General features: G+C 42.2%; 23 protein-coding genes. 8 read left to right on the top strand and 15 right to left on the bottom strand.

What is annotated here, in order from left to right:
- Positions 1-24: 24 nt before the first annotated feature.
- Positions 25-1,341, bottom strand: a complete 1,317-nt coding sequence (locus B7E06_RS03690) for a TrkH family potassium uptake protein (RefSeq protein WP_179133938.1) — start codon at positions 1,339-1,341, stop codon at positions 25-27.
- 324 nt (positions 1,342-1,665) lie between these two features.
- Here B7E06_RS03690 and B7E06_RS03685 point away from each other — a divergent pair, with 324 nt between their 5' ends.
- The 5 genes from B7E06_RS03685 to B7E06_RS03670 all read left to right on the top strand — a co-directional run bounded on the left by B7E06_RS03685 (position 1,666) and on the right by B7E06_RS03670 (position 4,254).
- The gene (locus B7E06_RS03685) at positions 1,666-2,124 is read left to right on the top strand and encodes a hypothetical protein (protein ID WP_082232718.1); all 459 of its coding nucleotides are present in this window, start codon (positions 1,666-1,668) and stop codon (positions 2,122-2,124) included.
- A gap of 164 nt (positions 2,125-2,288) precedes the next feature.
- Complete coding sequence (locus tag B7E06_RS21705) at positions 2,289-2,465, top strand: hypothetical protein (protein ID WP_179133937.1); 177 nt, start codon at positions 2,289-2,291, stop codon at positions 2,463-2,465.
- The gene (locus B7E06_RS03680) at positions 2,426-3,397 is read left to right on the top strand and encodes a hypothetical protein (protein ID WP_082232717.1); all 972 of its coding nucleotides are present in this window, start codon (positions 2,426-2,428) and stop codon (positions 3,395-3,397) included. Before B7E06_RS21705 ends, B7E06_RS03680 begins: the two co-directional genes overlap by 40 nt.
- 163 nt (positions 3,398-3,560) lie before the next feature.
- On the top strand, positions 3,561-3,881 hold the full coding sequence (locus B7E06_RS03675; RefSeq protein WP_082232716.1) for a DMT family transporter: 321 nt from the start codon (positions 3,561-3,563) through the stop codon (positions 3,879-3,881).
- 16 nt (positions 3,882-3,897) lie between these two features.
- Positions 3,898-4,254, top strand: coding sequence for a DMT family transporter (locus B7E06_RS03670; RefSeq protein ID WP_082232715.1), 357 nt, complete (start codon positions 3,898-3,900; stop codon positions 4,252-4,254).
- 44 nt (positions 4,255-4,298) lie between these two features.
- Here B7E06_RS03670 and wrbA read toward each other — a convergent pair whose 3' ends face one another.
- The 6 genes from wrbA to B7E06_RS03640 form a co-directional block, all read right to left on the bottom strand.
- Positions 4,299-4,910 (bottom strand): NAD(P)H:quinone oxidoreductase, encoded by a 612-nt coding sequence (gene wrbA / locus B7E06_RS03665; protein ID WP_082235892.1) that lies wholly within the window; start codon positions 4,908-4,910, stop codon positions 4,299-4,301.
- A 239-nt stretch (positions 4,911-5,149) separates the two neighbouring features.
- On the bottom strand, positions 5,150-6,040 hold the full coding sequence (locus B7E06_RS03660; RefSeq protein WP_082232714.1) for an aminoglycoside phosphotransferase family protein: 891 nt from the start codon (positions 6,038-6,040) through the stop codon (positions 5,150-5,152).
- Between the two features lie 84 nt (positions 6,041-6,124).
- Positions 6,125-6,781, bottom strand: coding sequence for a molybdate ABC transporter permease subunit (gene modB / locus B7E06_RS03655; protein ID WP_082232713.1), 657 nt, complete (start codon positions 6,779-6,781; stop codon positions 6,125-6,127).
- Positions 6,782-6,785: 4 nt separating this feature from the next.
- Entirely contained in the window at positions 6,786-7,559 is a 774-nt protein-coding gene (gene modA, locus B7E06_RS03650; RefSeq protein ID WP_082232712.1) for a molybdate ABC transporter substrate-binding protein, read from the bottom strand.
- Between the two features lie 73 nt (positions 7,560-7,632).
- Entirely contained in the window at positions 7,633-8,043 is a 411-nt protein-coding gene (locus tag B7E06_RS03645) for a hypothetical protein (RefSeq protein WP_082232711.1), read from the bottom strand.
- Positions 8,044-8,123: 80 nt separating this feature from the next.
- Complete coding sequence (locus tag B7E06_RS03640) at positions 8,124-8,834, bottom strand: nucleotidyltransferase domain-containing protein (protein WP_143414446.1); 711 nt, start codon at positions 8,832-8,834, stop codon at positions 8,124-8,126.
- Between the two features lie 538 nt (positions 8,835-9,372).
- Here B7E06_RS03640 and B7E06_RS03635 point away from each other — a divergent pair.
- Both B7E06_RS03635 and B7E06_RS03630 read left to right on the top strand, forming a co-directional pair.
- Positions 9,373-10,101 carry a CBS domain-containing protein gene (locus tag B7E06_RS03635; protein ID WP_082232710.1) on the top strand — a complete coding sequence of 243 codons (729 nt, stop codon included), beginning with the start codon at positions 9,373-9,375 and terminating at the stop codon, positions 10,099-10,101.
- Positions 10,094-11,818: an ABC transporter ATP-binding protein gene (locus B7E06_RS03630; protein ID WP_082232709.1), complete on the top strand. Its 1,725-nt coding sequence runs from the start codon at positions 10,094-10,096 to the stop codon at positions 11,816-11,818. The genes B7E06_RS03635 and B7E06_RS03630 overlap by 8 nt, the downstream gene beginning before the upstream one ends.
- Positions 11,819-11,880: 62 nt before the next feature.
- Here B7E06_RS03630 and B7E06_RS03625 read toward each other — a convergent pair whose 3' ends face one another.
- The 7 genes from B7E06_RS03625 to pgsB all read right to left on the bottom strand — a co-directional run bounded on the left by B7E06_RS03625 (position 11,881) and on the right by pgsB (position 19,196).
- Complete coding sequence (locus B7E06_RS03625) at positions 11,881-12,861, bottom strand: class F sortase (RefSeq protein ID WP_082232708.1); 981 nt, start codon at positions 12,859-12,861, stop codon at positions 11,881-11,883.
- A 14-nt stretch (positions 12,862-12,875) separates the two neighbouring features.
- Entirely contained in the window at positions 12,876-14,204 is a 1,329-nt protein-coding gene (locus tag B7E06_RS03620; RefSeq protein WP_082232707.1) for a copper amine oxidase, read from the bottom strand.
- A 302-nt stretch (positions 14,205-14,506) separates the two neighbouring features.
- Positions 14,507-14,692, bottom strand: coding sequence for a hypothetical protein (locus B7E06_RS03615; RefSeq protein WP_082232706.1), 186 nt, complete (start codon positions 14,690-14,692; stop codon positions 14,507-14,509).
- Positions 14,693-14,710: 18 nt separating this feature from the next.
- The gene (locus B7E06_RS03610) at positions 14,711-16,381 is read right to left on the bottom strand and encodes a gamma-glutamyltransferase family protein (RefSeq protein WP_082232705.1); all 1,671 of its coding nucleotides are present in this window, start codon (positions 16,379-16,381) and stop codon (positions 14,711-14,713) included.
- Positions 16,371-17,531, bottom strand: a complete 1,161-nt coding sequence (locus B7E06_RS03605; RefSeq protein ID WP_082232704.1) for a CapA family protein — start codon at positions 17,529-17,531, stop codon at positions 16,371-16,373. Before B7E06_RS03605 ends, B7E06_RS03610 begins: the two co-directional genes overlap by 11 nt.
- Before the next feature lie 10 nt (positions 17,532-17,541).
- The gene (gene pgsC, locus B7E06_RS03600; protein WP_082232703.1) at positions 17,542-17,991 is read right to left on the bottom strand and encodes a poly-gamma-glutamate biosynthesis protein PgsC; all 450 of its coding nucleotides are present in this window, start codon (positions 17,989-17,991) and stop codon (positions 17,542-17,544) included.
- Between the two features lie 14 nt (positions 17,992-18,005).
- Positions 18,006-19,196 carry a poly-gamma-glutamate synthase PgsB gene (gene pgsB / locus B7E06_RS03595; RefSeq protein ID WP_082232702.1) on the bottom strand — a complete coding sequence of 397 codons (1,191 nt, stop codon included), beginning with the start codon at positions 19,194-19,196 and terminating at the stop codon, positions 18,006-18,008.
- A gap of 370 nt (positions 19,197-19,566) precedes the next feature.
- Between pgsB and B7E06_RS03590 the strand changes: the two genes are divergently transcribed.
- On the top strand, positions 19,567-20,190 hold the full coding sequence (locus tag B7E06_RS03590) for a poly-gamma-glutamate hydrolase family protein (RefSeq protein ID WP_082232701.1): 624 nt from the start codon (positions 19,567-19,569) through the stop codon (positions 20,188-20,190).
- Positions 20,191-20,230: 40 nt separating this feature from the next.
- On the opposite strand, the gene B7E06_RS03585 is transcribed toward B7E06_RS03590, so the two are convergent.
- On the bottom strand, positions 20,231-20,984 hold a 754-nt coding region (locus tag B7E06_RS03585; RefSeq protein WP_179133936.1), incomplete at its 5' end, for a gamma-glutamyltransferase.

The following is a 20,984-nucleotide window of genomic DNA, read 5'->3' as shown; positions in this document are numbered from 1 at the left end:
AGGCATGCTTTTTATTCCCCCATCTTAACCAGTAAGAATATCTTCCTTAGGATGCTTGATAGAATCTGTACTTTGTTTAGCAAAAGCGAAGGCAAAAGTTAATGGCCCTAATTTACCAATCAACATCGTTAAAATTAAAGTGATTTTCCCGACTAAAGTTAAGCTGCCTGTCAGTCCCATGGAGAGACCAACTGTACCAAAAGCCGAAACACTCTCAAAAACGATCATGAGAAACGGCGCATCTTCCGTCAGTTCCAAGATAAAAATAGTAACGATGACTACACAAGCACTTCCAATCGTTAAAGCTAACGCCTTTAAAACAATGTGGTAAGTTAAGCTTCTATTATAGATAACAATATGTTCCTTCCCTCTAAAAAAGGAAAACGTAGCCAATAAGAGAGTTAAAGCCGTCGTTAATTTTATTCCCCCTGCTGTTGAGGCACTTCCTCCCCCTATAAACATGAGCGTAATCATAAAGAATAGGCTGGACTCTTCCATCTGCCCGATATCTAATGTGTTAAAGCCAGCTGTCCTTGGGGTTACGGCCTGAAAATAGGCGGCCTGGACTTTACCTAAACTGCTTAAGCTGGCCAGTGTGTCTGGATTATTGAACTCCAGGACAAAGATCGTTAAAAAACTAAAAAGATTCAAAGCGAGTGTTCCCACTACCATTAATTTAGTTTGCAGCGCCATGTGCTTAAACTCTTTACTCTTCCACAAATCAAAAACAACTGTAAAACCAATTCCTCCAAATATAAATAGCACAGAAATAATAATATTTACAAATGGATCTACCACATAAGTGGATAAACTGTCAGACCAGATGGAAAACCCAGCATTATTAAATGCTGAAATAGAATGGAATATGCTCGCATATATGCCAGGTCCCCACCCCATTTCCGGAATCCATCTGGATGCAAGAAATACAGCAGCAATTAACTCTATAATGATGGAGAAAAACAGCAGCCGCTTAGCTAGAATTACCACTCCGCCAATAGAAGATTGGTTTAATGTTTGCTTTAAAAGAAGCCGCTGCCTCAGCCCGATTTTTTTGCCTACTGCAATGTAAATAACTATGGCAAAAGTCATAATTCCTATCCCGCCAAGCTGGATAAGAGTCAGTATGACGAGCTGCCCAAATAGGGTAAAGGCTGTTCCTGTATCCACAACCGCTAATCCTGTTACGGTCATAGCTGAGGTGGCTGTAAATAAAGCATCAGTGATAGTTATCCCTTCCACAGTTGCTAAAGGTAGTTTCAAAAATAAGGTTCCTAATAGGATTAAAGAAATAAATATAAAAATAATTACCTGGGGAGGATTGTATGAGCTCTGCTTCATCATCTTATCTCCTGCTTTTTTTTATAAAGTAAATATTATTCTACTCTATCTTATGTCAGTTCTAAAGATAAATAAATAAAATTTACAATCGAGATACGGACTCTCCCGCAGTTAGTTAAATTCTGCTATTTCTTCTATTTAAATTATTGCCTATCAATTACTTCATTATATCTGAATCCATTTTGTCATGGACGTTTATCATTTTTTCAGTTCCCATAATAGCTCCCCTTCTTCTTTTAGCTTCATATAGGGACAATGGACTCGTTTTTAATGAAGGCTCACTGGGAATTGTCTCCTTGAATTCAAGTTTAAAGGAGGCAGCATTTCATGAAACACTTTTATTCCCTAACCTTCGTTTTAGCACTCAGCTTTTTGTTAGGTGCTTGCGGTGCATCTGAGAGTCCTGATAATTCTTCCGAAGAACCAGCAAGTGAACAAGAGAATGCGGAGGATAATACCGGTGAGCAGGAAGAAAATGATTTAAGCGCTGGGGTAGACTCTGTCATTCAATCTGTTGAGGAATTAGGAACTAACTTAGAACAAGACTCACCAGACATCAATTCTATCAATGAACAGGGAGAAATGCTTGAGGAAGATTGGGACCAGATTGAAAAAGATGTAGAAGAGCAATATCCTGAGCGGTATGCGGAAACAGAAGAAAGCCTCTATCCTCTGATTGATGAAGCTAAAAAAGACGAGCCGGATGTAGAGAAAATGACGGAATGGGTGCAATCTACTTCTGACAGTTTGAATACCCTTAAGGAAGAAATCGACTCAGGGCAATAAATGACGTCAGCCTTCTCTGTAGACTAAAGCAAATCAATAAAGAGCTGCCAAATTGGCAGCTCTTTTTTTAATCATCCATAAACATAAAAGCAACTTACCCACATAACATGAAACGATGCATTTTAACCTTTATTTAATGATATTAAAAGAAAGGAAGCGAAAATTTGAATAGGAACCATAAAACAAATAACCAGCAGCGTAAAAAAGCAGCGACTGTTAGAACTTATCAATCAAATTCTAATAACCAGTCTAACGATCATGGAGTACGGTCTCCTCAAGGTTATGACTTTTATCCATCCAAGTGGAACCACCCGCCGAAACCACTTGGCCACCAGGGCTAAACGATTTTATTTGGGGAAGAGAAACGATTTATTGGGCAGACTCAAATGCCCCTTACGATAAGTATGCTGATGGAACACCTGTAAAACCATTTAATTCTTTGCAGGACGCCATTAATGCGGCAACAACAAGTCCTTATGCCGTGGCTAACGGTATGAAAGCTCGTCTAATTATTCTTATTGCATCCGATTCTAGATTTGACGAGAATATAATCATCCCTCCAGCAAGACACTTACAACTCCTGGGTTTAGGGCCTTGCGTACTTGGAGATGGTGCAGGAGAATTCTTTGCTTCTACCACTCCTCGAAACATTACTATCCAATCCAACCCAGCTAAAGAAGCCTATTACCCCAATAGCGCGAGACCAGTAACCGTTATTGGGACCTTTGATAATGGAACATCTATAAGTACTCACACTAATTACACTAACGGAGCTATCATTAGCGGAAACGTTACCTTTCAAAATACAAATCCTTCTCCAGGTGATGACTCAACACTTATAGAATTCCAGCTTTTAAATGCTAGAGTGCAAGGCAGTGTCAGAGCAGATCCAGTTCATCCACATAGAGGAACAACGAATACCTATATGTACCACAGCAGAGTCAATACCGTGAACAATCCCTGGATCAGAATTCAGCGCATGGTAGATTGCCGTTCAGATGGGACAATGACAATCTCTGGGTATGCAAATATCGAAAATTGCTGGATTCGAGGAAATGTAACCGCAAATGCCGGGAATATATTAGACCCTGGAGATATTCCTCCTATCGGTGTCTTTAATACACAGTTTGATCGTCCAATTACCTGGACTTTTAATGATCCTGTTCCTGCTAACAGGGTCCTTTATATCGATCCGGAATCTAATTACTATTTTAATTTATCAGGTTCTGCCATATCGGGAGGAACTAAACAAGTTCTATTTGACCTTGCGTAATAATGAGGTATGAAAGAAATAGGAGTCGATTGTCCTCATGTCCTTAAAGGAAATCAGTTTCGTATAAACTGATTTCCTTTTCTTTGATTTCTTGAATAAACGAAATAGGTTCAGGGAATACACCAAGTACATTTTTTATGTCTTCAAAAAGAGGTGAATATATATGGCTTTTGTATTTCTTTTGTTTGCAGTAATAGGGGAAGTTTTCGGAAGTACAATGTTAAAACTGTCAGATGGCTTTCGCAAGCTGTCGGCAAGCCTTGGCGTCGTTGCCGGCTACGGAATCGCATTTTATTTATTATCTTTGGCTTTAAAAACTCTGGCACTGGGAACAGTTTACGCGATATGGGCCGGGCTTGGGACAGCATTAACTGCGGTAATTGGTGTCCTCCTTTTTAAAGAGAAATTGAATGTTCGAAAAGGAGTTGGTATTGCCGGGATCATTCTGGGAGTTATTCTACTAAATGCATCCGGCAGTCATTAAAGAGAGGTGTTCTATTATGAATCGGTACGTACTATTAGGTATAGCGATTATATCTGAAGTTTTTGCAACAGCCATGCTGAAGGTTTCTAATGGCTTTAGTGTACTACTGCCGTCGATTGGAGTCGTTATTGGATATCTCCTTTCGTTTTATCTTCTTTCGCTGGCACTCCGGGTAATTCCGTTGAGCCTGACATATGCCATCTGGTCAGGTGCCGGTGCTGCACTTAGTGTTATAATTGGAATAATTTTTTGGGGAGAAGCGGTAGATCTGTTCAAATTCGCGGGGATCGCCCTGATCATTGGAGGAATCGTGCTGCTAAACTCCTCAAAGACTTCCGCATCTGAAGAGAAAAGAACCGTTACAACGGGTTAAAAAAGTCGTGAACTTCTGCTATTGAAGTTCACGACTTTTATTTTTTATTGATTACCGTTTTTTACCCATTCAGCTATACTTACTGTACGCTTCACCTGGTGTTTAACCGCTTCTTCTACATTTTCAATCATTTTCCCATCTTGACCGACGGTAACGCTCGTTCCATAAGGATTACCACCGGCACCAAATAAAACGGGATCTGTATAACCGGGTGCTGCTATAATCGCTCCCCAGTGCATCATTGAGGTATAGAGGGAAAGAAGTGTCGCTTCCTGGCCGCCATGCGGGTTTTGTGCAGACGTCATCCCACTCACTACTTTGTTAACCGTCTTGCCGCTTGCCCACAGTCCTCCTTGTGTATCGAGAAACTGCTTCATTTGTGAAGGCAGATTTCCGAAGCGTGTCGGTATGCTGAAAATTAAGGCGTCCGCCCACTCAATATCCTCGGAAGCCGCGGTCGGAATCTCTTTTGCTGCCTCTACTGTCGCCTTCCAAGCAGCATTTGCATCAATGACAGATTGGGGGGCAAGCTCTTCTACTTTTAACAGCCTTACTTCACTCCCTGCTTCTTTGGCAGCTTCTTCCGCCCATTTAGCAAGTTGAAGATTTGTTCCACCCATGCTATAAAAAATAACAGCAGTTTTTACGTTAGACATATCATCCATCTCCTTTTGTTTTCCAAATAATTTACTAAAAAAACTCACTTTTCTCCCCCTTCCCAAACCATTTCTCTCTTCTTCATCTTCTCCTAAAATAAAAGACTTCATTAATTATCACGAATTCGAGATATTGTTCAAAAAAATATATGCGAGAAATTATAATCATATGTTATTAAATATATTTCGAATTCGAAATAATTATATATCTATGGATGATTTCTGTCAACAGAATTAATTTATTGATACCAATTAGGAATGAGACTATTAAAGTTTTCATGATCTGCCATTACTTCGAGCGACCGTTCCCGAAATAATTCCTTTTGTACATGGCTTCCCTTCTGTCCCCAAACAAGAGCTGATACAATGTGCATGGCACTATATAAAGTAAATAATGACCAAAATTCTTCGTCTGGTTTTCGATTTTTATGATACCCATCAATAATTCCTTTCGTAAATTCCTCACTGATTTGCTTCGAAAAGAAGCCCAACTTCTGAAGATCATGAACAGGGTCTCCCCAATCCATTCGTTGAAAATCAATTATTCCTCTAAACCTTTTATTTATTATTAAAATATTTGAAGGATGAAAATCATCATGTTGAAATGTATTTTGCCTTCCTTCCATTAGATGTTCATTTTTACGAATATAGGTGAAAAGTTTATCTTTCAGTTTTCGATCAATATCTATGTTTTCCAATTGAAATAGATATCGATCACTTTTTTTCTTTTTAACAGTTGACCATGCGGGATATTTTGATGGTGCAGGAAGCTTATGCATTTTTTTCAGTTCTATTCCAGCTTCAAATCCACTGAGATACTGATCCTTAAGATTAAGATGCTTTAACTCCGCTTCTGCATCCTTTCCAGGAAGATAGGTAAGGAGCATATACGCTTTATCTTTTAAAAGTCCAAATTCTAATGCTTTTGGAACGGCCTCTGAAAACTGGCTTAGCTGATGGATTGTGTCGAATTCTTCCTTCCTTTTAGAAATATTATTCTTAGGAAAAATTCTCAATAAACAGCGATAATCAATAATGTATTTCTCATCACTTGAGAACCCTTTCTTAATTTTCCTTATGGTAGCTGCTCCTTTTATAGAGGGAATCGCTTCTATAATTAGATTCTCCATCTAATCCTATCCTTTCTGTTAGAAACCATAATGCTTGTTGTCAGCACCAATAAAAACAAACGACACCCTCCTACTCTTATACAGTTATGACCGAATGACATGTACGGTCAGCAGCATGATAAAGGAAATCCCTATCATACATGCAACCAAAATCCATGCGATATGCATGTTCCCTGAATCAATCGCTAAGTAAATAGCGGTGGGAGCTGTTTGCGTTCTCCCAGGAATATTGCCTGCAAACATAAGGGTGGCACCAAATTCACCGAGTGCCCGCGCAAAGCTTAAAATTCCTCCGGCAATAATTGATTGAATGGCGAGTGGAACTGAGACAAGCATAAATAATTTAATGCCTCCAGCTCCATCGACCCGGGCCGCATTTTCTATATCCTGATCAATCGATTCAAACCCTGTTTTAGCCGATTGGTACATAAGCGGAAAGGCTACTACGGTTGAAGCGATTACGGCGGCCCACCATGTAAACATGACCGGCTGATTAAAGAGCCATTCGATGAACCGGCCGAACGGACTGTTCCTGCCAAAAATAACGATGAGCAGAAAACCGACAACTGTCGGCGGCAGTACTAAGGGTAAAAGGAAGAATGTTTCAAGCACGGCTTTTCCTCTGAACTTTTTATTCGCCATAAGTCTCCCAAATAAAAGCCCTGTAATAACGACAAAAATAATGGATACTGATGCGACCTCTAGCGAGAGTTGTACGGGTGACCAAAATTCAGCTCTCATTTTCTTATCCTGCCTTCTTAAAACCGTAGTTTTCAAAAATTTCCATCGTCTGTTCGCTCTGAAGGTACTCATAAAAAATCTGGGCTTGTTCTTTATGAGAACTATCTTTAATCAATCCCACTGGATAAATTATCGGGGCATGACTGTCTTTATCAGCTGCAGCCGTAACCTTAACTTCAGAAGAGGACTGGGCATCTGTTTGATAAACAATTCCGGCATCAACATTACCAGTTTCTACGTATGTAAGTACTTGGCGGACATCCTTCGCGAAGATAATTTTCTCTTCGACCTCATCCCAGATGTTTAACTGTTTCAGGGTTTCTTTTGCATATTGTCCTGCAGGCACGGATTCAGGGGTTCCAATTGAAATGCGTGCGGCTTTGGACAGGTCTGTAAATGTTTGAATATCTTGATCGGAATCTTTAGGCAGAACGAGAACGATTTCATTCTTAAGCAAATGGATGCCATCTGCCTCATCAATACGTTCTTCTTCCACCAGCCGCTCATACTTATCTTCAGCTGCTGAGAAAAAAATATCGGCGGGAGCTCCCTGTGAAATCTGCTGCTGTAATGAGCCCGAGCCCCCGAAGTTATATTTAATGGATATATCAGGATGTTCTTTTTCGAAATCTTCACCGATCTCCTTCAAAGCGTCCTGGAGACTTGCTGCTGCTGAAACGGTTAATTCTGTAGGAGAGTCACCTTCCTGTCCTCCTGTTGAGCAGCCAGCTAGCACTAATAGGAAAATAAAATGGTAAAAAGCCTTTGACTTGAACATGGTGGATCTCCTTTACTGGATAGTTAATGATTCGTCCATTATAACAATTCATTCCCGCAATGAATATTGTCGCTTACCGAATGACCGTTTTCTTTTTCTGACTTAACGTAAGACTATCCAGTAAAACATAGCCAAATACAACTCCGGCAATTACTGGAAGAGATGTATATTCATTGGCCACCGCCATTTCGTAAGGTAGGACTCGGCTCAAGTAGTACATTTGAGAAATTAAGAGTGCCGGCACTCCCACGGCTGAGAACTTTATCCAATCATAAGTTCGGACTTTCTTTTTCTTCATTTCTAACAATAATTCTGGCAGCCGCAGCAACAATCCTATTACGATGGGAAAGATTACTGTAAAGATAGCTGCAGCCTTCGTGGAAGCTGCAACCCCAAAATTTTGTTCCTCTGTAAGCTTAAATCCGTAGTACGAAAAGACGATCATTAACAAAGTCAGAATTAAATAACTGAAGAATCTTCTCACAGTCCTGCCCCCTAACGTTTTTAACAGATAGAATATCGTAAGAAAACGCTAAGGAAAATGTTCCTTTTTAATGCAAATAATTAATCGCTTCCTAAGTAGAAACCATCGAACAACCTGCCTCCATAAGGCTGCAGGACACGATCCACAATTTCAATAACCTTATCCTTCTCTCCTGTTCTAAAGAATAAATCAAAAGCATCAGCAAATTGTTCTGTAAATCCAGGATCATAGCTACTTAATGATCGAATCATCCATTTTGATTTCCCTGTCCACTGCCGGTTAGTTCTTAGTACAAATTCAGCGGCCAATTCTGCCAGCCTGCCGGCAATAAATATCTCTTCTGTCCGATTCCTGCTTCCGATCAAATCATCCAGGACATCTGTAAGGTAATATTGTTTCAATTTTATTGTCTCATCTGTCCACATTTCAGGGCCTCTCATTATTAAATCTTCCGCCTCTTTTTTGATAGAATTTATAATTCCTGAATCTTTAAGGACGATGCCTTCCGAAATCATGCGCGGCATAGATGGTGTTGCCTGATCGCAGTCGCGTTTAAAAAAGATCTTGTAGGAGGTTAAATTATGAATAAAAGTTTCTACAGGCCACCCGGCGTAGAATAAAGATTCCCTGTAAGATGAGGGGATATCTGCTGAAAATATGACAAGATCAAGGTCGGAAGTTTGAGTAGCTTCTCCTCTAACGATACTCCCTGCCAGAACGGCTGCTTTACAGTGAGGAAAACGTTGATGTATCAGCTGGCGTGCAGCTTCTAATGGATCCAGCTTTTTCATTCGGAACTTTCACTCCTTTATGGTCGAGATATAAAACGGTAGATCAGGCTTTAATCTGTCCTCAAATGTTTCTGTAGGAAACTCAAATTTGCGGCTTGGATCAGTAATTTAAATCGAGCCTTTATCACGTTTGTCCCGTGGCCTACCTGCTTCAAGCTTCTCTTTATCTAAATCTTTCTCCTCAATAGAGAAAGCAGTGTAATTCCGCGATTTCATGTCGAGGGATTACTTTTCCTTCATTCAATGCGCCCCTCATGTCGAAATAAGCTGTCGTTTTTGCTTTTATCAGCAGCTCGGCATCCAACACTTTTTGACAAAAATTCATCGACGTGTCTAAATTTGATAAGGAGCAGAGAGAATGGTTAATTCCTTAATTTTCGTAAAGTTTAACCTAGCTCCTTTTAATCAAATCATAATATGTAAAAATTGCCCTTACAGCATACCATAAAGAGTGTCTGGCAGGAGTGAATATCGTGTGTGTAATTTGGCAGAAACCGGTATACTAAGAAGTAGATCATAAAGGCGGTGAACAGAACAAATGAATGAGTTGGTGGAACGTTTTGAGCTGGCTTTTAATCAGATTCATCAGCACTTAAAAGAACTAAATAATTATCCAAAAAACGATAATTTTGTGGAGTTATTGAACCGTTCACAGGATCACAGTGTGATCAAAGAGCATATCGACCATCTGAAGCAGTACGCAAAACTTCGTAATGCGATTATTCATGAAAAAGTGCGGGAGGATTATTATATTGCGTACCCCCATGAGGAAGTTGTAGAGGAAATTGAGAGGATTAAACAAACGTTTGATCAACCCCCGTTAGCTCTTGATATTGCTACATCTCCTGTTATTTTCTTCTATTATGATTCAGAGCTTCGTGAGGTACTCAACAAGTTCAGGGATTGGGAGGTTTCACAGTTTCCCATTTATGACCGTACGAACGAAAAGTTTCTCGGATTGTTGACAGATACAGGGATGCTTCGTTACCTCACTCGCCGTCTGGACGATACGGGCCAAATATCGGTAGAGAATGTGATGGCTGGCGATGTGCTTGAAGACGAAAATGTATCTGAGATTAAGTTTTTACCTAATACTGCAACGGTTTTTGATTTAGAAAACTTATTTGAGCGCAGCTATCAGGAAGGCCGGAAACTGAAAGCGATCGTCGTGACAAAAGATGGATGCCCGCAGAGTGAACCGATTGGGATTGTTACAGCCTGGGATTTAATTAAAGGGAATGAAGGGACGGCCTCAATAGATGAATAATCAGAAGGGTGCTGTTAAGGACTTTTTCTCTTATATAAAAGCTGGTCTCCCGGCAAAGTGGGTCGTTGCAGCAGCGTTGATACTCAGCCTGCTTGAGACAGCAGCAAGCCTCATCGTTCCTCTTTTTACGAGAGATCTTGTCGATCAGCTGGCAGGCGGTGGATTAAGCACCGGATTGATCATCTTCCTCGGGGTTACTTTTTTAATTCAAACCGTATCCGGCGGCTTTTCTTACTATATTCTTGCATATACGGGTGAGCATATTGTGGCATACATTCGTCGCAGTCTATGGTCACATATCGTTCGACTGCCAGTCTCATATTTTGACGAGCATGAGTCAGGAGAGACGATGAGCCGGATCACCCAGGATACGACCACTGTTAAGAACTTAATCTCAAACCACCTCGTGTCGTTTGTAACAGGAGTCATTACAATTATCGGTGCCGTCGTCATTCTTTTAACGATCGACTGGCGGATGACGCTGATTATGCTGAGTTCTGTTCCTGTGGCGCTCTTCGTCCTAATGCCGCTCGGACGAATTATGTATCGTGTTTCAAGAAGGCTTCAGGATGAGATGGCAGCTTTCAGTGCAAACCTGGGGCGTGTACTTAGCGAGATCCGCTTAGTAAAATCGTCTAATGCCGAGGAAGCCGAGACCGAAAAAGGCTCCCAAGGGATTGGACGGCTGTTTACATACGGTTTGAAAGAAGCAAAAATACAGGCGATCATTTCCCCTTTCGTTACGACAATTATTATGGTGGTCTTAGTCGTCTTAATCGGATATGGCGGTGTGCGGGTAGCTTCTGGAGCCCTCAGTGCCGGCTCACTTGTGGCTGTTATTATCTACGTTTTCCAAATTATTGTGCCATTTAGCCAGATGGCGACATTTTTTACAGCTTTTCAAAAAGCGATGGGCGCTACTGAGCGAATTCAGGGGATTCATCGTATCCCTGTTGAACGGTCGTCAGGCGAGGATGCTTTCGCTAACGATGGACTGAGGTTTCAAAACGTATCGTTCAGCTATAAGGGTTCTGAACGGGTCATCTTAAAGGGTGTCAGCTTTACGGTACTGCCCGGCGAGACGGTAGCACTTGTCGGTCCAAGCGGTGCTGGAAAAACGACGGTTTTCTCATTGATCGAGCGGTTTTATCCTCCGACAACAGGTGAGATTACAATCGGGGAAGCTGATCTTAAGACGATCGGACTTGAAAGATGGCGGCGGGCGATCGGCTATGTGTCACAGGACAGCCCTGTAATGTCTGGAACCATTCGAGATAACATCTGCTACGGACTGAACGAAGCAGTATCCGATATCAAAGTGCAAGCAGCGCTCAGGCAGGCGAATGCTTATGACTTCGTTATGAGACTTGAAGATGGTATGGAAACATGGGTCGGTGAACGCGGTATCAAATTGTCAGGCGGTCAGCGGCAGCGGATAGCGATCGCTCGTGCACTGCTGAGAAATCCGGCGATTTTACTGCTTGATGAAGCGACCTCTAACCTTGATTCTGAATCAGAAGCAGCGGTACAGGAAGCACTGCGCACGCTGATGGAAGGAAGAACGACACTGGTGATCGCCCACCGCTTATCGACCGTAGCGGATGCCGATCAGCTGCTCATGCTTGAAGATGGAATGATTACTGGTAAAGGCAGTCATCATACACTTTACGCTGAGAATCACCGCTATCGTGAGCTCGTGGATCAGCAGATGCTGTAGGTGAGCGGGCGGCGCTCGCACAGAAAAAATCCCTGGAGAATTTTTTCTCCAGGGGTTTTCTTTTATTTTACGGTTTTAGAAGGCTCAGACTCCGTCCCATCAAAGTAAACGGTTGTCACATAGTATGATTGGCCATTGGCTTCATCTGCTGTAAAAGATTTACGTTCATGGGCAGAAATACTGCCCACATGAGTAAAATTCTCCCCATCACCTGACTGATAGACACGATATCCTGCAACACCTTCTACTCTCACGGCATGCCATTTTACAAAAGAGCCGCTCACTTCTATATTTTTCGGTGCCTGAATATCAAATTCTTTCTCGGTGTTTTCATCTTCTGTCACTGATTGAAGTTCTGTATAGACGACCAATCTTTCTTCATGTGTTCCTTTTTGTCTGTTAAACGTACCTGTGCAAGTAATCAGATTAAGATTCTTCTTGTCTGTCCTGCCAAAAATCTCGTCAATCGGTGCATCGTTTGCCGGATAGCTTTCCAGTCTCTGAACGGTATAGATCAGTTCTGTCCCTTCTTCATCTGTTACGATGATTTCATCTCCTTGTGCGAGCTGATCGAGATAGAAAAATACCGCCGGACCCTTTTTACTGTCAACATGACCAGCAAGGACAGCATTTCCTGTTTGTCCAGGCTTCGTGCCCGGTTCAAACCAGCCGACCGTTTCTGTTCCCTCAGGAACGCCCATTTGTCCATTCTCTAATATGCCTACCTTTTCAATAGGCGCATCGACATCTATCGCGGGAATTTTCACTTGAGAGGGAGTTAGTCCTCCCTCCTCCTTATTTTTCTGCTGAAACTTCTTCAAAGTTTCTTTATCATTTAATACAGTAAATTCTTTATCGAGCGGCTGGTCAGATGGTTTTTCAGTGGATGGAGGGGTCAGCTCATCTGAATTAGCAGAAAGCTCTCCCCTCTCGTTTTCCTGCTCGCTGTCTTCCACCATCCATGTAGCAAATACGTTGGTACTATAGGCTGTAAGCAGAAGGGCAGTCAAGCCTACTAAGGTAAAATAGATTTTCCACTTCATTGCCCTTCCCTCCGTTACGCGCGTTTTTTAAGCATAAGGCCGCCGCTCACTAAAGCTGCTGCTGCAAAGGCAACCCAAAGCCATGTAGTCCCGGCTTGATCAGCTGTGCCTCCAAACCCAGTTTTCGGCATTTCTTCAGGCATTTCTTCTTGTGCGAATTGATCCGGCATTTGTGTCACAATGGCGCCGCTCAGTGTTTCACCAATTCCAAAAACAAATCCGTATCCACTGCGGAATGTATCATACGCCATGTCATAATCTCCTGCTGCATACTGATCAAAAGCATCAATTACTTGGGATTCATGCTCCCAGATGGCTTCTTTTGCTGCGTCAGCTGGAAGGTTCCCTTCTGTAGCAGAATCAAGGAATGCACCGAAATCTTCAGCAAACATTTGCAGTCTCTGTTCGGCATCGCTGCGTGCTTCCTCATTTTCTTCAAGGACAGCAGTTACAAGATCAGACTGTGCATAGATGTGATCTTCCTGCCATACCTTTTCAAACTGCTCAGCGCCTTCCTCTCCATAAATGGAAGAAATCGCTGCTTTAAAATCCTTCGTGTTCATATCTTCTGCCCATGTAACAAAATCATAATCAGCTGCCTGGTCAAAACCTTTCTGCATTTCCAGAGTTGCAAGTGCAAAGTGTTCAGCAGCAAGGCTGTTTAAATCTGAACGAAGATCGACTGCTGGTGTATCGGCTTTTGTATTTTCAAACTTGTCCGGCATTTGTGTAGTAATCGCTGTAGACAGAGCTTTACTAATGTCGAACATGCGATGAAAACCTTCACGATAAGCCCCATATGCTTCTTCATATTCTTCATTTACGTAGTGGTCAAATGTGTTAATTACGTCCATTTCATGTGCCTCAAGAACTTCCGCAGCTGCTTCCTTAGGAAGATTTCCTTCAGTTGCGGTTTCTAAAAATGAACTGAACTCATCTACGAATTCATCCACTTCTGCTTCTGCCTGCTCACGCATTTCCATATCATCATTTTTTTCAGCTTCTACAAAATCTGGCGAATAATCGTTATGATTTACGAAAATTTCTTCAAACTGAGCAGCACCCTCTTCTCCATAAATGCTTGCAATCGCCGGTGTCATATCTTTGGCGTTCTGGTCAAGTGCTGTATAGGCCTGCTCCGCATCCTCACTGTCTTCATAATCTTTCATCATAGCTGTTACAGCCAAGTGGAAATGCTCTGATAACAGCTGGTCAAGGCTGGCACGCAGTTCAGCGGCTGGAGTATTAACTGTGGGATCTTTGTGATCCTGTGCCATAGCAAACGTCGGAGTTAACAATAGGACGGCCATCAAGATTAAGACTACTTTTCTAGCAATTTTCATTTTTTCTTCACTCTCCTTAAGATTTTTATGTTTCTTGCCTAGCTAACGTGGGCAGTTTTATTTTGGATCACTATTTTTATAATTTTTTTGAAAGATTTTCAAGGAAGCTGTCGTGGCAGGTAATTTTCATGAGGATAAAGATGAATTTGGAGGTTTAAACAATTAATTTGAAAATCTGATGCAGATTAGATAAGGAGTATTAGCTGATTTTCGACATCGGGTAATTTCCACAAATTATTTCCGAGGAAATAATCTATTTCTCGCACAAAATAAAATCCCCGTCGAAACGGGGATGATCATTTTTATGGCTGAATCTCTGCTGTTGTATTTGGTGTATTTTCAGTTTCTGTCTGTTTGCTGTTGAAATTGTCGATGTAGCTTCTTTCTTCGTCCGACAGGGTATCCACTTGCTTGAAAGTGATCATTCCAGCAATTACGAGAATAAGCAGTAGAATCGAACGAGACTCAGTGAATATTTTCTTTAACATATATCTCTCTCCTCATTGTTATTGTGATGATTTAACTTGCCAGGCACCGCTTCGTCTGCTGTCAGCAGCTCCATACATTCTATTGTTCTCGCGGTCAATAACCAGACTCTGAAGCGATCCGTAGAATTGATCAGAATCATATACTTGCTGCAAGTAGCCTTTATCCGTAAGCTGCTGTTTCAGCTCAGGGGATAAACTTTCCGCGAAGGCTGGTTCCATAAATATTTCTTCCTCTTCGATATAAAATCTTGGCTTCTCAACGGCTTCCTCAAGCGGCTGTCCAAATAACAAGTGTCGGGTTAAAACATCTGTTAACATCATTGGTATCCGCTTACCGCCTGGCGATCCAATACCCATTACCGGCTGCCCGTCTTTTGCAAGAATCGTAGGTGAAGTATAACTGCGAGGGCTTTTTCCTGGAGCCGGCGCGTTGATTGATGAGTCTGATTCACTAAAGTTTGACAGCTGATTGTTCAAAAAATATCCATCAACAAATTTTCCAGAACCGAAAAAGTTACTGAGTGTATTAGTTGTCGATACCATTGTCCCTTCTTGATCTACAATGACAAAATGGGTAGTGTTGTCATGGTCCTCCTCATCCGCTACACTGTCGTTGATCTTCATATCTTCTGTAACATTTCCCCTGGAAATATTAGCTGCCAGTTCCTCAGAATAAGGCTTGCTTGTAAGAGCTGCTCGATCAACAGGTGTAAATGCTGGATCAGCGATCGTGCTTAAACGGTCTTCATAGCTTTGCTTTATTACTTCACCGAGGAGGTGCATATACTGCACTGAATCCTTCTGAACAGCTCCAATTTCAATATTTTCCATCATTTGCAGGGATTGAATCAGAGTAATTCCGCCAAATGGAGGCGGTGCTGATATAACGTCATATCCGGCAAAGCTCCCGGTCACAGGCTGCTCCTGCTTCACCTGATACTGGGCGAGGTCCTGCTCCGTATAGGCAGGGTTGCCGTCCAGGAAATGCTGGCCAAGCTGATTCTGATAAAAACTTGCAGCTCCTTCATCACGTATGATTTTCATCGTCTCAGCCAGCTGTTCCTGTTTAATCTCAACTCCCGGGTTAACAGCTGTTCCCTCAGGATAAAGGTGCGGCAATTCTCCTAGAGGCATACGAAATTGGGCAGCTGTCAGCCGATTGTGCAGACTGTTATCTACTTGAAATCCCTGCTCGGCAATGTCAATTGCCGGCTGTATAAGCTCGCTCATTTCAAGCTTCCCGTAATGTTCATTGATTGTTTCCATTCCTTTAACGAACCCGGGAAGACCGACGTAATCGCCTGGCACTTCACCGCTAAGAGGAGCATTTTCATTATAAACATAGGTCATCGGCTCCCCTCCTGACGGATATATGAGTGTTTCACCACCACCACCAATACCGGAACCATAGGGCTCAACTACGCCTAAAACATAGGAAACAGCGACGGCAGCATCCGCAGCTGTTCCTCCTTTTTCCAATACTTCCATACCAGCTTTAACTGCAAGCGGATGTGAGGCACTCACCCCATAGCCTTCTGATGTATTGATTTCCCCTTCTTCCTCTAAACCGTAGTCCGGATCCTGGGAGAAAATAGAGTTTTCTGGTGACACCCCTTCTACCTGGTAATACATAAACATGCCGCCGATGACGATAATCGAAAGAACGGTCATGATAATTTTATTTTGCATGAGCATATTCCCCCTTACTTACGACATCGGAATGATCGACATCAATAACGATACGGCTGCCATCTTTCGACCAATCGGAAGGCTTTAAGTTTTTTGTCAATTTTCGCTGAATCACTTTGCTGCGATATTTGTTGCTTTCTGTCAAAAGAGCGGGCTGAGTTTCTTCGATAAAAGCCGGGTGAATTTCATAAGAAGCGCTCCCGTCCTCCTGAAGATGATATTGGACGATTGCTGATTCCTTTGTTCGCGTCCAGCCCTGGTCGAAAATAAAGTTGCCCAGACTGTAAAAAATCATCGTATCGTTATATTTTTCGATCGGCGAAAGGACGTGAGGATGTGTGCCGAAGATCGCATCCGCACCGGCATCTGCCATGGCATGAGCATAGTCGCGCTGCTTCGGTTCCACTTGATGTTCATATTCTTTTCCCCAGTGAACGTTGACGAATACGAGATCTGCATTCTCATCGGCTTCCTTGATTAGCGGCAGAAATGTTTGAGGATCAGCACCGAGCACACCGCCGCCTGACTCTCTTGCCCGTGTACTGGAATCTAAGACGTCATTAAAACCAAGGGTTGCTACGGTAATTCCGTTGTATTCGGCATAATGAATCTGTTCAGCTTCCGCCAGCGACTGGCCGGCTCCTACAAACCCTATTTCTGCCTCATTAAATGTTTGGATTGTTTCTGTCAGCCCCTGAACACCGTAGTCGAGCGTGTTATTATTGGCCAGATTTGCGACCGTGAAGTTGGCATTTTTTAAGGCGGTCACTGCCTCTGGCTCCGTTTTAAAATTATAAGGTTTATCAATCGGCGCCGCGTTTTCCTCCGTCACAACCGGATGCTCAAAGTTACCGGCAACATAGTCGGAGTTCTCCAGCAGTGGACGCACATTGTCAAATAGGTAATCGTAGGATTTTTTACTCGTTACCTCTGTGACATAGCGGCCGAACATCATGTCACCGACAAAGGATGCAGTGAACATGGATTCTTTTTCCTCAACGGCTGCAGCTCCGGGTTTCAGCCATTCATTTAATGGATAGATAATCGCTGTTACGACAAGAATTGCCAAAAAAGTATGGATTGATGCACGCTTTTTATGCCATTTGACTTGTTTGAGGATCTTTTCCTTTGCGTCTAATTTATTCTTCATATGGCCCACCTTAAAATAAGAAATACGTAAACATAATTAAAAATGTCAGACCGCTCAATAGAAAAGTGCTGATTACCGTCGGAAACAGCCCCTGCTTCTGAATCGTGTTTGCAATCAGTCCAGGAACAATAACCCCTATTCCTCTCAGTTCATGAATTTCAAAAGGTATGATTGGGAAGACGAGATCAAGCAGCAGTTTAATTACAATCCCTACGGTCAGCATTGCAGCAAACTTCCGTCGTCCATAAAGAATTGAAATCCGCCCGATTCCGTGCTGGACGATAAAGTATGTCAGAAAGCTGATGAGAAAAACGGTAAGCATATACACTGGCTGATCAAAACTGAGGGCTAGATAGCCGGGCACAATCAAGCCTGCTGGCAAAATCCCCGTTTTTTCTGTATAAATCAAACTTAAAATTACCCCTACAACTAATGAAATATATAAATCAGACCCGAACATTGTTGGTCTCCTCCCTAACTAACGACTAATTCTTTATTGGTTGTTTGTTCAGTACGAAATTTTCCAATCAACGGTTCAGCAGCTCCATGAATGTTGCCTACTCCATACACAACTTTCTCTTGCAGGTATGGCTGAAGTACCTTCCAAATGTCTTCGGTGGAGCGGCCCTCCATATTCATCAGATACTGTGCAGGGATTTTGTTTTCCTCATATGCAGAAACGATCGGGTCTGTCACCTCTCCAATTAAAACAAGCCGCTCGGCCTCAAGATGTGGCAGCACATTTCGCGCAAACTGTTCTGTTCGATCGACTCGATCCTCTCGGCAGTTCATAATGATAATGGGATCATGGTGCGGGTAGCTTGTCGTCTGGATCCGTCTCCAAATATTTAATGTAGAGGCAGCATCATTCGCCGCAAAGCCATTGACAAAAAAACACGGATTTCGTTTATCCATAAAAGGAAGGATACGCATGGCTCCAGGGTCAGGCTGAGCTTTCAGCATGCCTTTTAGTGCGGTCGCCTGATCGATATTCAGAGCTTCAGCGACAGCAAGAGCAATAGATGCGTTATCGGGAAACACCATATAATCAAACTTTTGCAAGTATTCATCGGTAACTTTTGAATTATCAGCCATAATGACTTTTGTATGACGCTTTCTCGCAATTCTTTTAAAGAATGTTGTATACGGCGAGTCTGTAAGTATTAAATGACCGTAGTACGGAATGGTGGCTGTAAAAGCTTCAGCTACTTCATCGGTTGTGGGCCCCATTACATCAAGATGATCTTCGAGTACATTGACGATAACCCCGACATTTGCCTGCAGCATATGTTTCTGAAATGTCATCTGATAATCTGGATTAACAGCCATGCATTCACTTACAAGCGCCTCAGCCTTCAGCTTGCTTACTTCTTTTACTACTTTTTTTTGCTCGCTGATATTCGGACCTTCAAGCCTGCGTTCGATCGGCTTTTCTTCTGAAGTATTCCAATAAATCATTCTCGCTGATGTCCCGGTCGTCTTACCGACCGTTTTTAAACCTGATTCTTTTAAGACACCGGTAATTAAACGGGTCACCGTTGATTTCCCGCGAATACCATTCACATTAATCCGGACGGGAATTGAATGGACCGCCCGCTGGTGCCTCCATTTCTCAAAGATGCCTAACAATAAAGCCGTGGTGAGTGCGATCGGTATCAGTAGCATCCTGAATATGAACCCCTTTCTCCTCTATGTATCTTCAAAGAAAATCTATCATATGACTTTGTAAGTATCTTTATATTTTTGTAAATTCCAGGTAAAAACTTTCAAAGTTTTGTAAATTTGCTGTGAGTTTCCTTAAAATTGATCGGAAAGTCTGTGCTGTGAAACGGACATGGAATTTAACCGTGCCACAGAGTAATGGTCTTTTATAAAAATAACTGGGGTAATTCTCGCGTTTTGTTAGAGGTTTCATTAATAATGTGTGGTATTCTCAAATAATAGGACGGTATTCTTAAATAAAAAGAAAGCATTCTTAAATAACAGGGCAGTTTTCTTAAATAACGACAGCTTTGCCAGATTGCGGAGGAATTAGATGGGATATGGCAGCTTTACAGAATTGAAAAAAGATAATGTGGAGGAGCACGATTTCAAAATCTCCAGCATCGTTCAACCTTCACATATTCTCATTCTTGCCATTCATGGCGGAGGGATTGAACCGGGATGTTCAGAGCTGGCTTATAAGACAGCTGAACTGGGCTCCTGCTCACTTTATTGTTTAGAGGGTGTTAAGTCCAAAGGAAATTACGATCTTCATATTGATTCCACTTTATTCGACGAACCTTCCGCTCTCAACATATGTAAACAAAACTCTTACACCCTTTCCTATCACGGCTATGAGGAAAACTATAAAAAAATGACACTTGTCGGCGGAAGGGATTTTAGTCTTAGAGAAAAAGTATACGAGGCATTAATCTCTGCCGGCTTTCAAGCAGAGATTATGCCTGACAGCAGCCCGCTCGCTGGTATCCATCCAGACAATATCGTTAACAAAAATAAACGGGGCATGGGGGTGCAGCTCGAAATCAGTACTGTGCAAAGGAATGCATTTTTTGAGAAAAACACTCGAATTGGCCGCCAGCATACACAGACGGAAGAATTTCAAAAGTATGTACGTGCAGTGTTCGACGCAATTAAAGGTGCCACAGGTACAAAATAAAGGACAAAAAAAGTGGAGCTTTCTATCAGCTCCACTTTTCTTATTTAGTATCCCAGCTTCCATCACGCCTTGGGTCGCTGGCTCCATGAATTTTTCTATTCTTGTAATCTACTACCAGCCCCTGTACACTTCCAAAATCTGATTTCTTATCAAGATATTCAACATCTATCCCGTATTTTTGAGGGTCTTCTAGGAAGGTATACCCTCCTTCAACATACATTTTGTTTTCGTTGAGGGCTAAGAACAACCTCGGTTGTTCGACAGAGTCTTGGACAGGTTTATTAAATTTTATAATATCTACAAGCTGCTGGGAAACCATTGATGTAATCTTATGACCACCGGCGGCACCAATGCCGATGACAGGCCTGCCATCTTTCGCAAGGATTGTCGGCGTAGTATAGCTGAACGGACGTTTTCCGGGCTCCGGACAGTTCGGTGAGTTTTTCTGATTGCTGAAGTTTTTCAGCTGATTGTTTAGGAAAAATCCACCGACATACTCCCCTGAGCCAAAGGCATCACTTAAAGTATTCGTTACAGACACCATCATGCCGTGTTTATCTACTATAACGAAGTGTGTCGTATTTTCATGGCCTTCTAGATCCGCATCTGTATCCAGTTTAGAAAGACTCTGTTTGGAGAGATCTTTTCCGTCTGTGACACCAGAGGCCAGTCTTTTAATATGAGGCTCTGAGAGCATCTTCTTAACTGGGACTTTTTCAAATTCAGTGTCGCCTACTTTTTCTTGGCGGTCTTCATAGCTGGCCCGGTTGATCATACCCATGGCGATTGCATAG

Origin of the sequence: Halobacillus massiliensis, assembly GCF_900166625.1 — a bacterium.
Taxonomy (GTDB): Bacteria; Bacillota; Bacilli; order Bacillales; family Halobacillaceae; genus Halobacillus_A; species Halobacillus_A massiliensis.
Note: the sequence above shows the minus strand (reverse complement) of the source record. Positions and strands in the feature narration are given on the sequence as shown.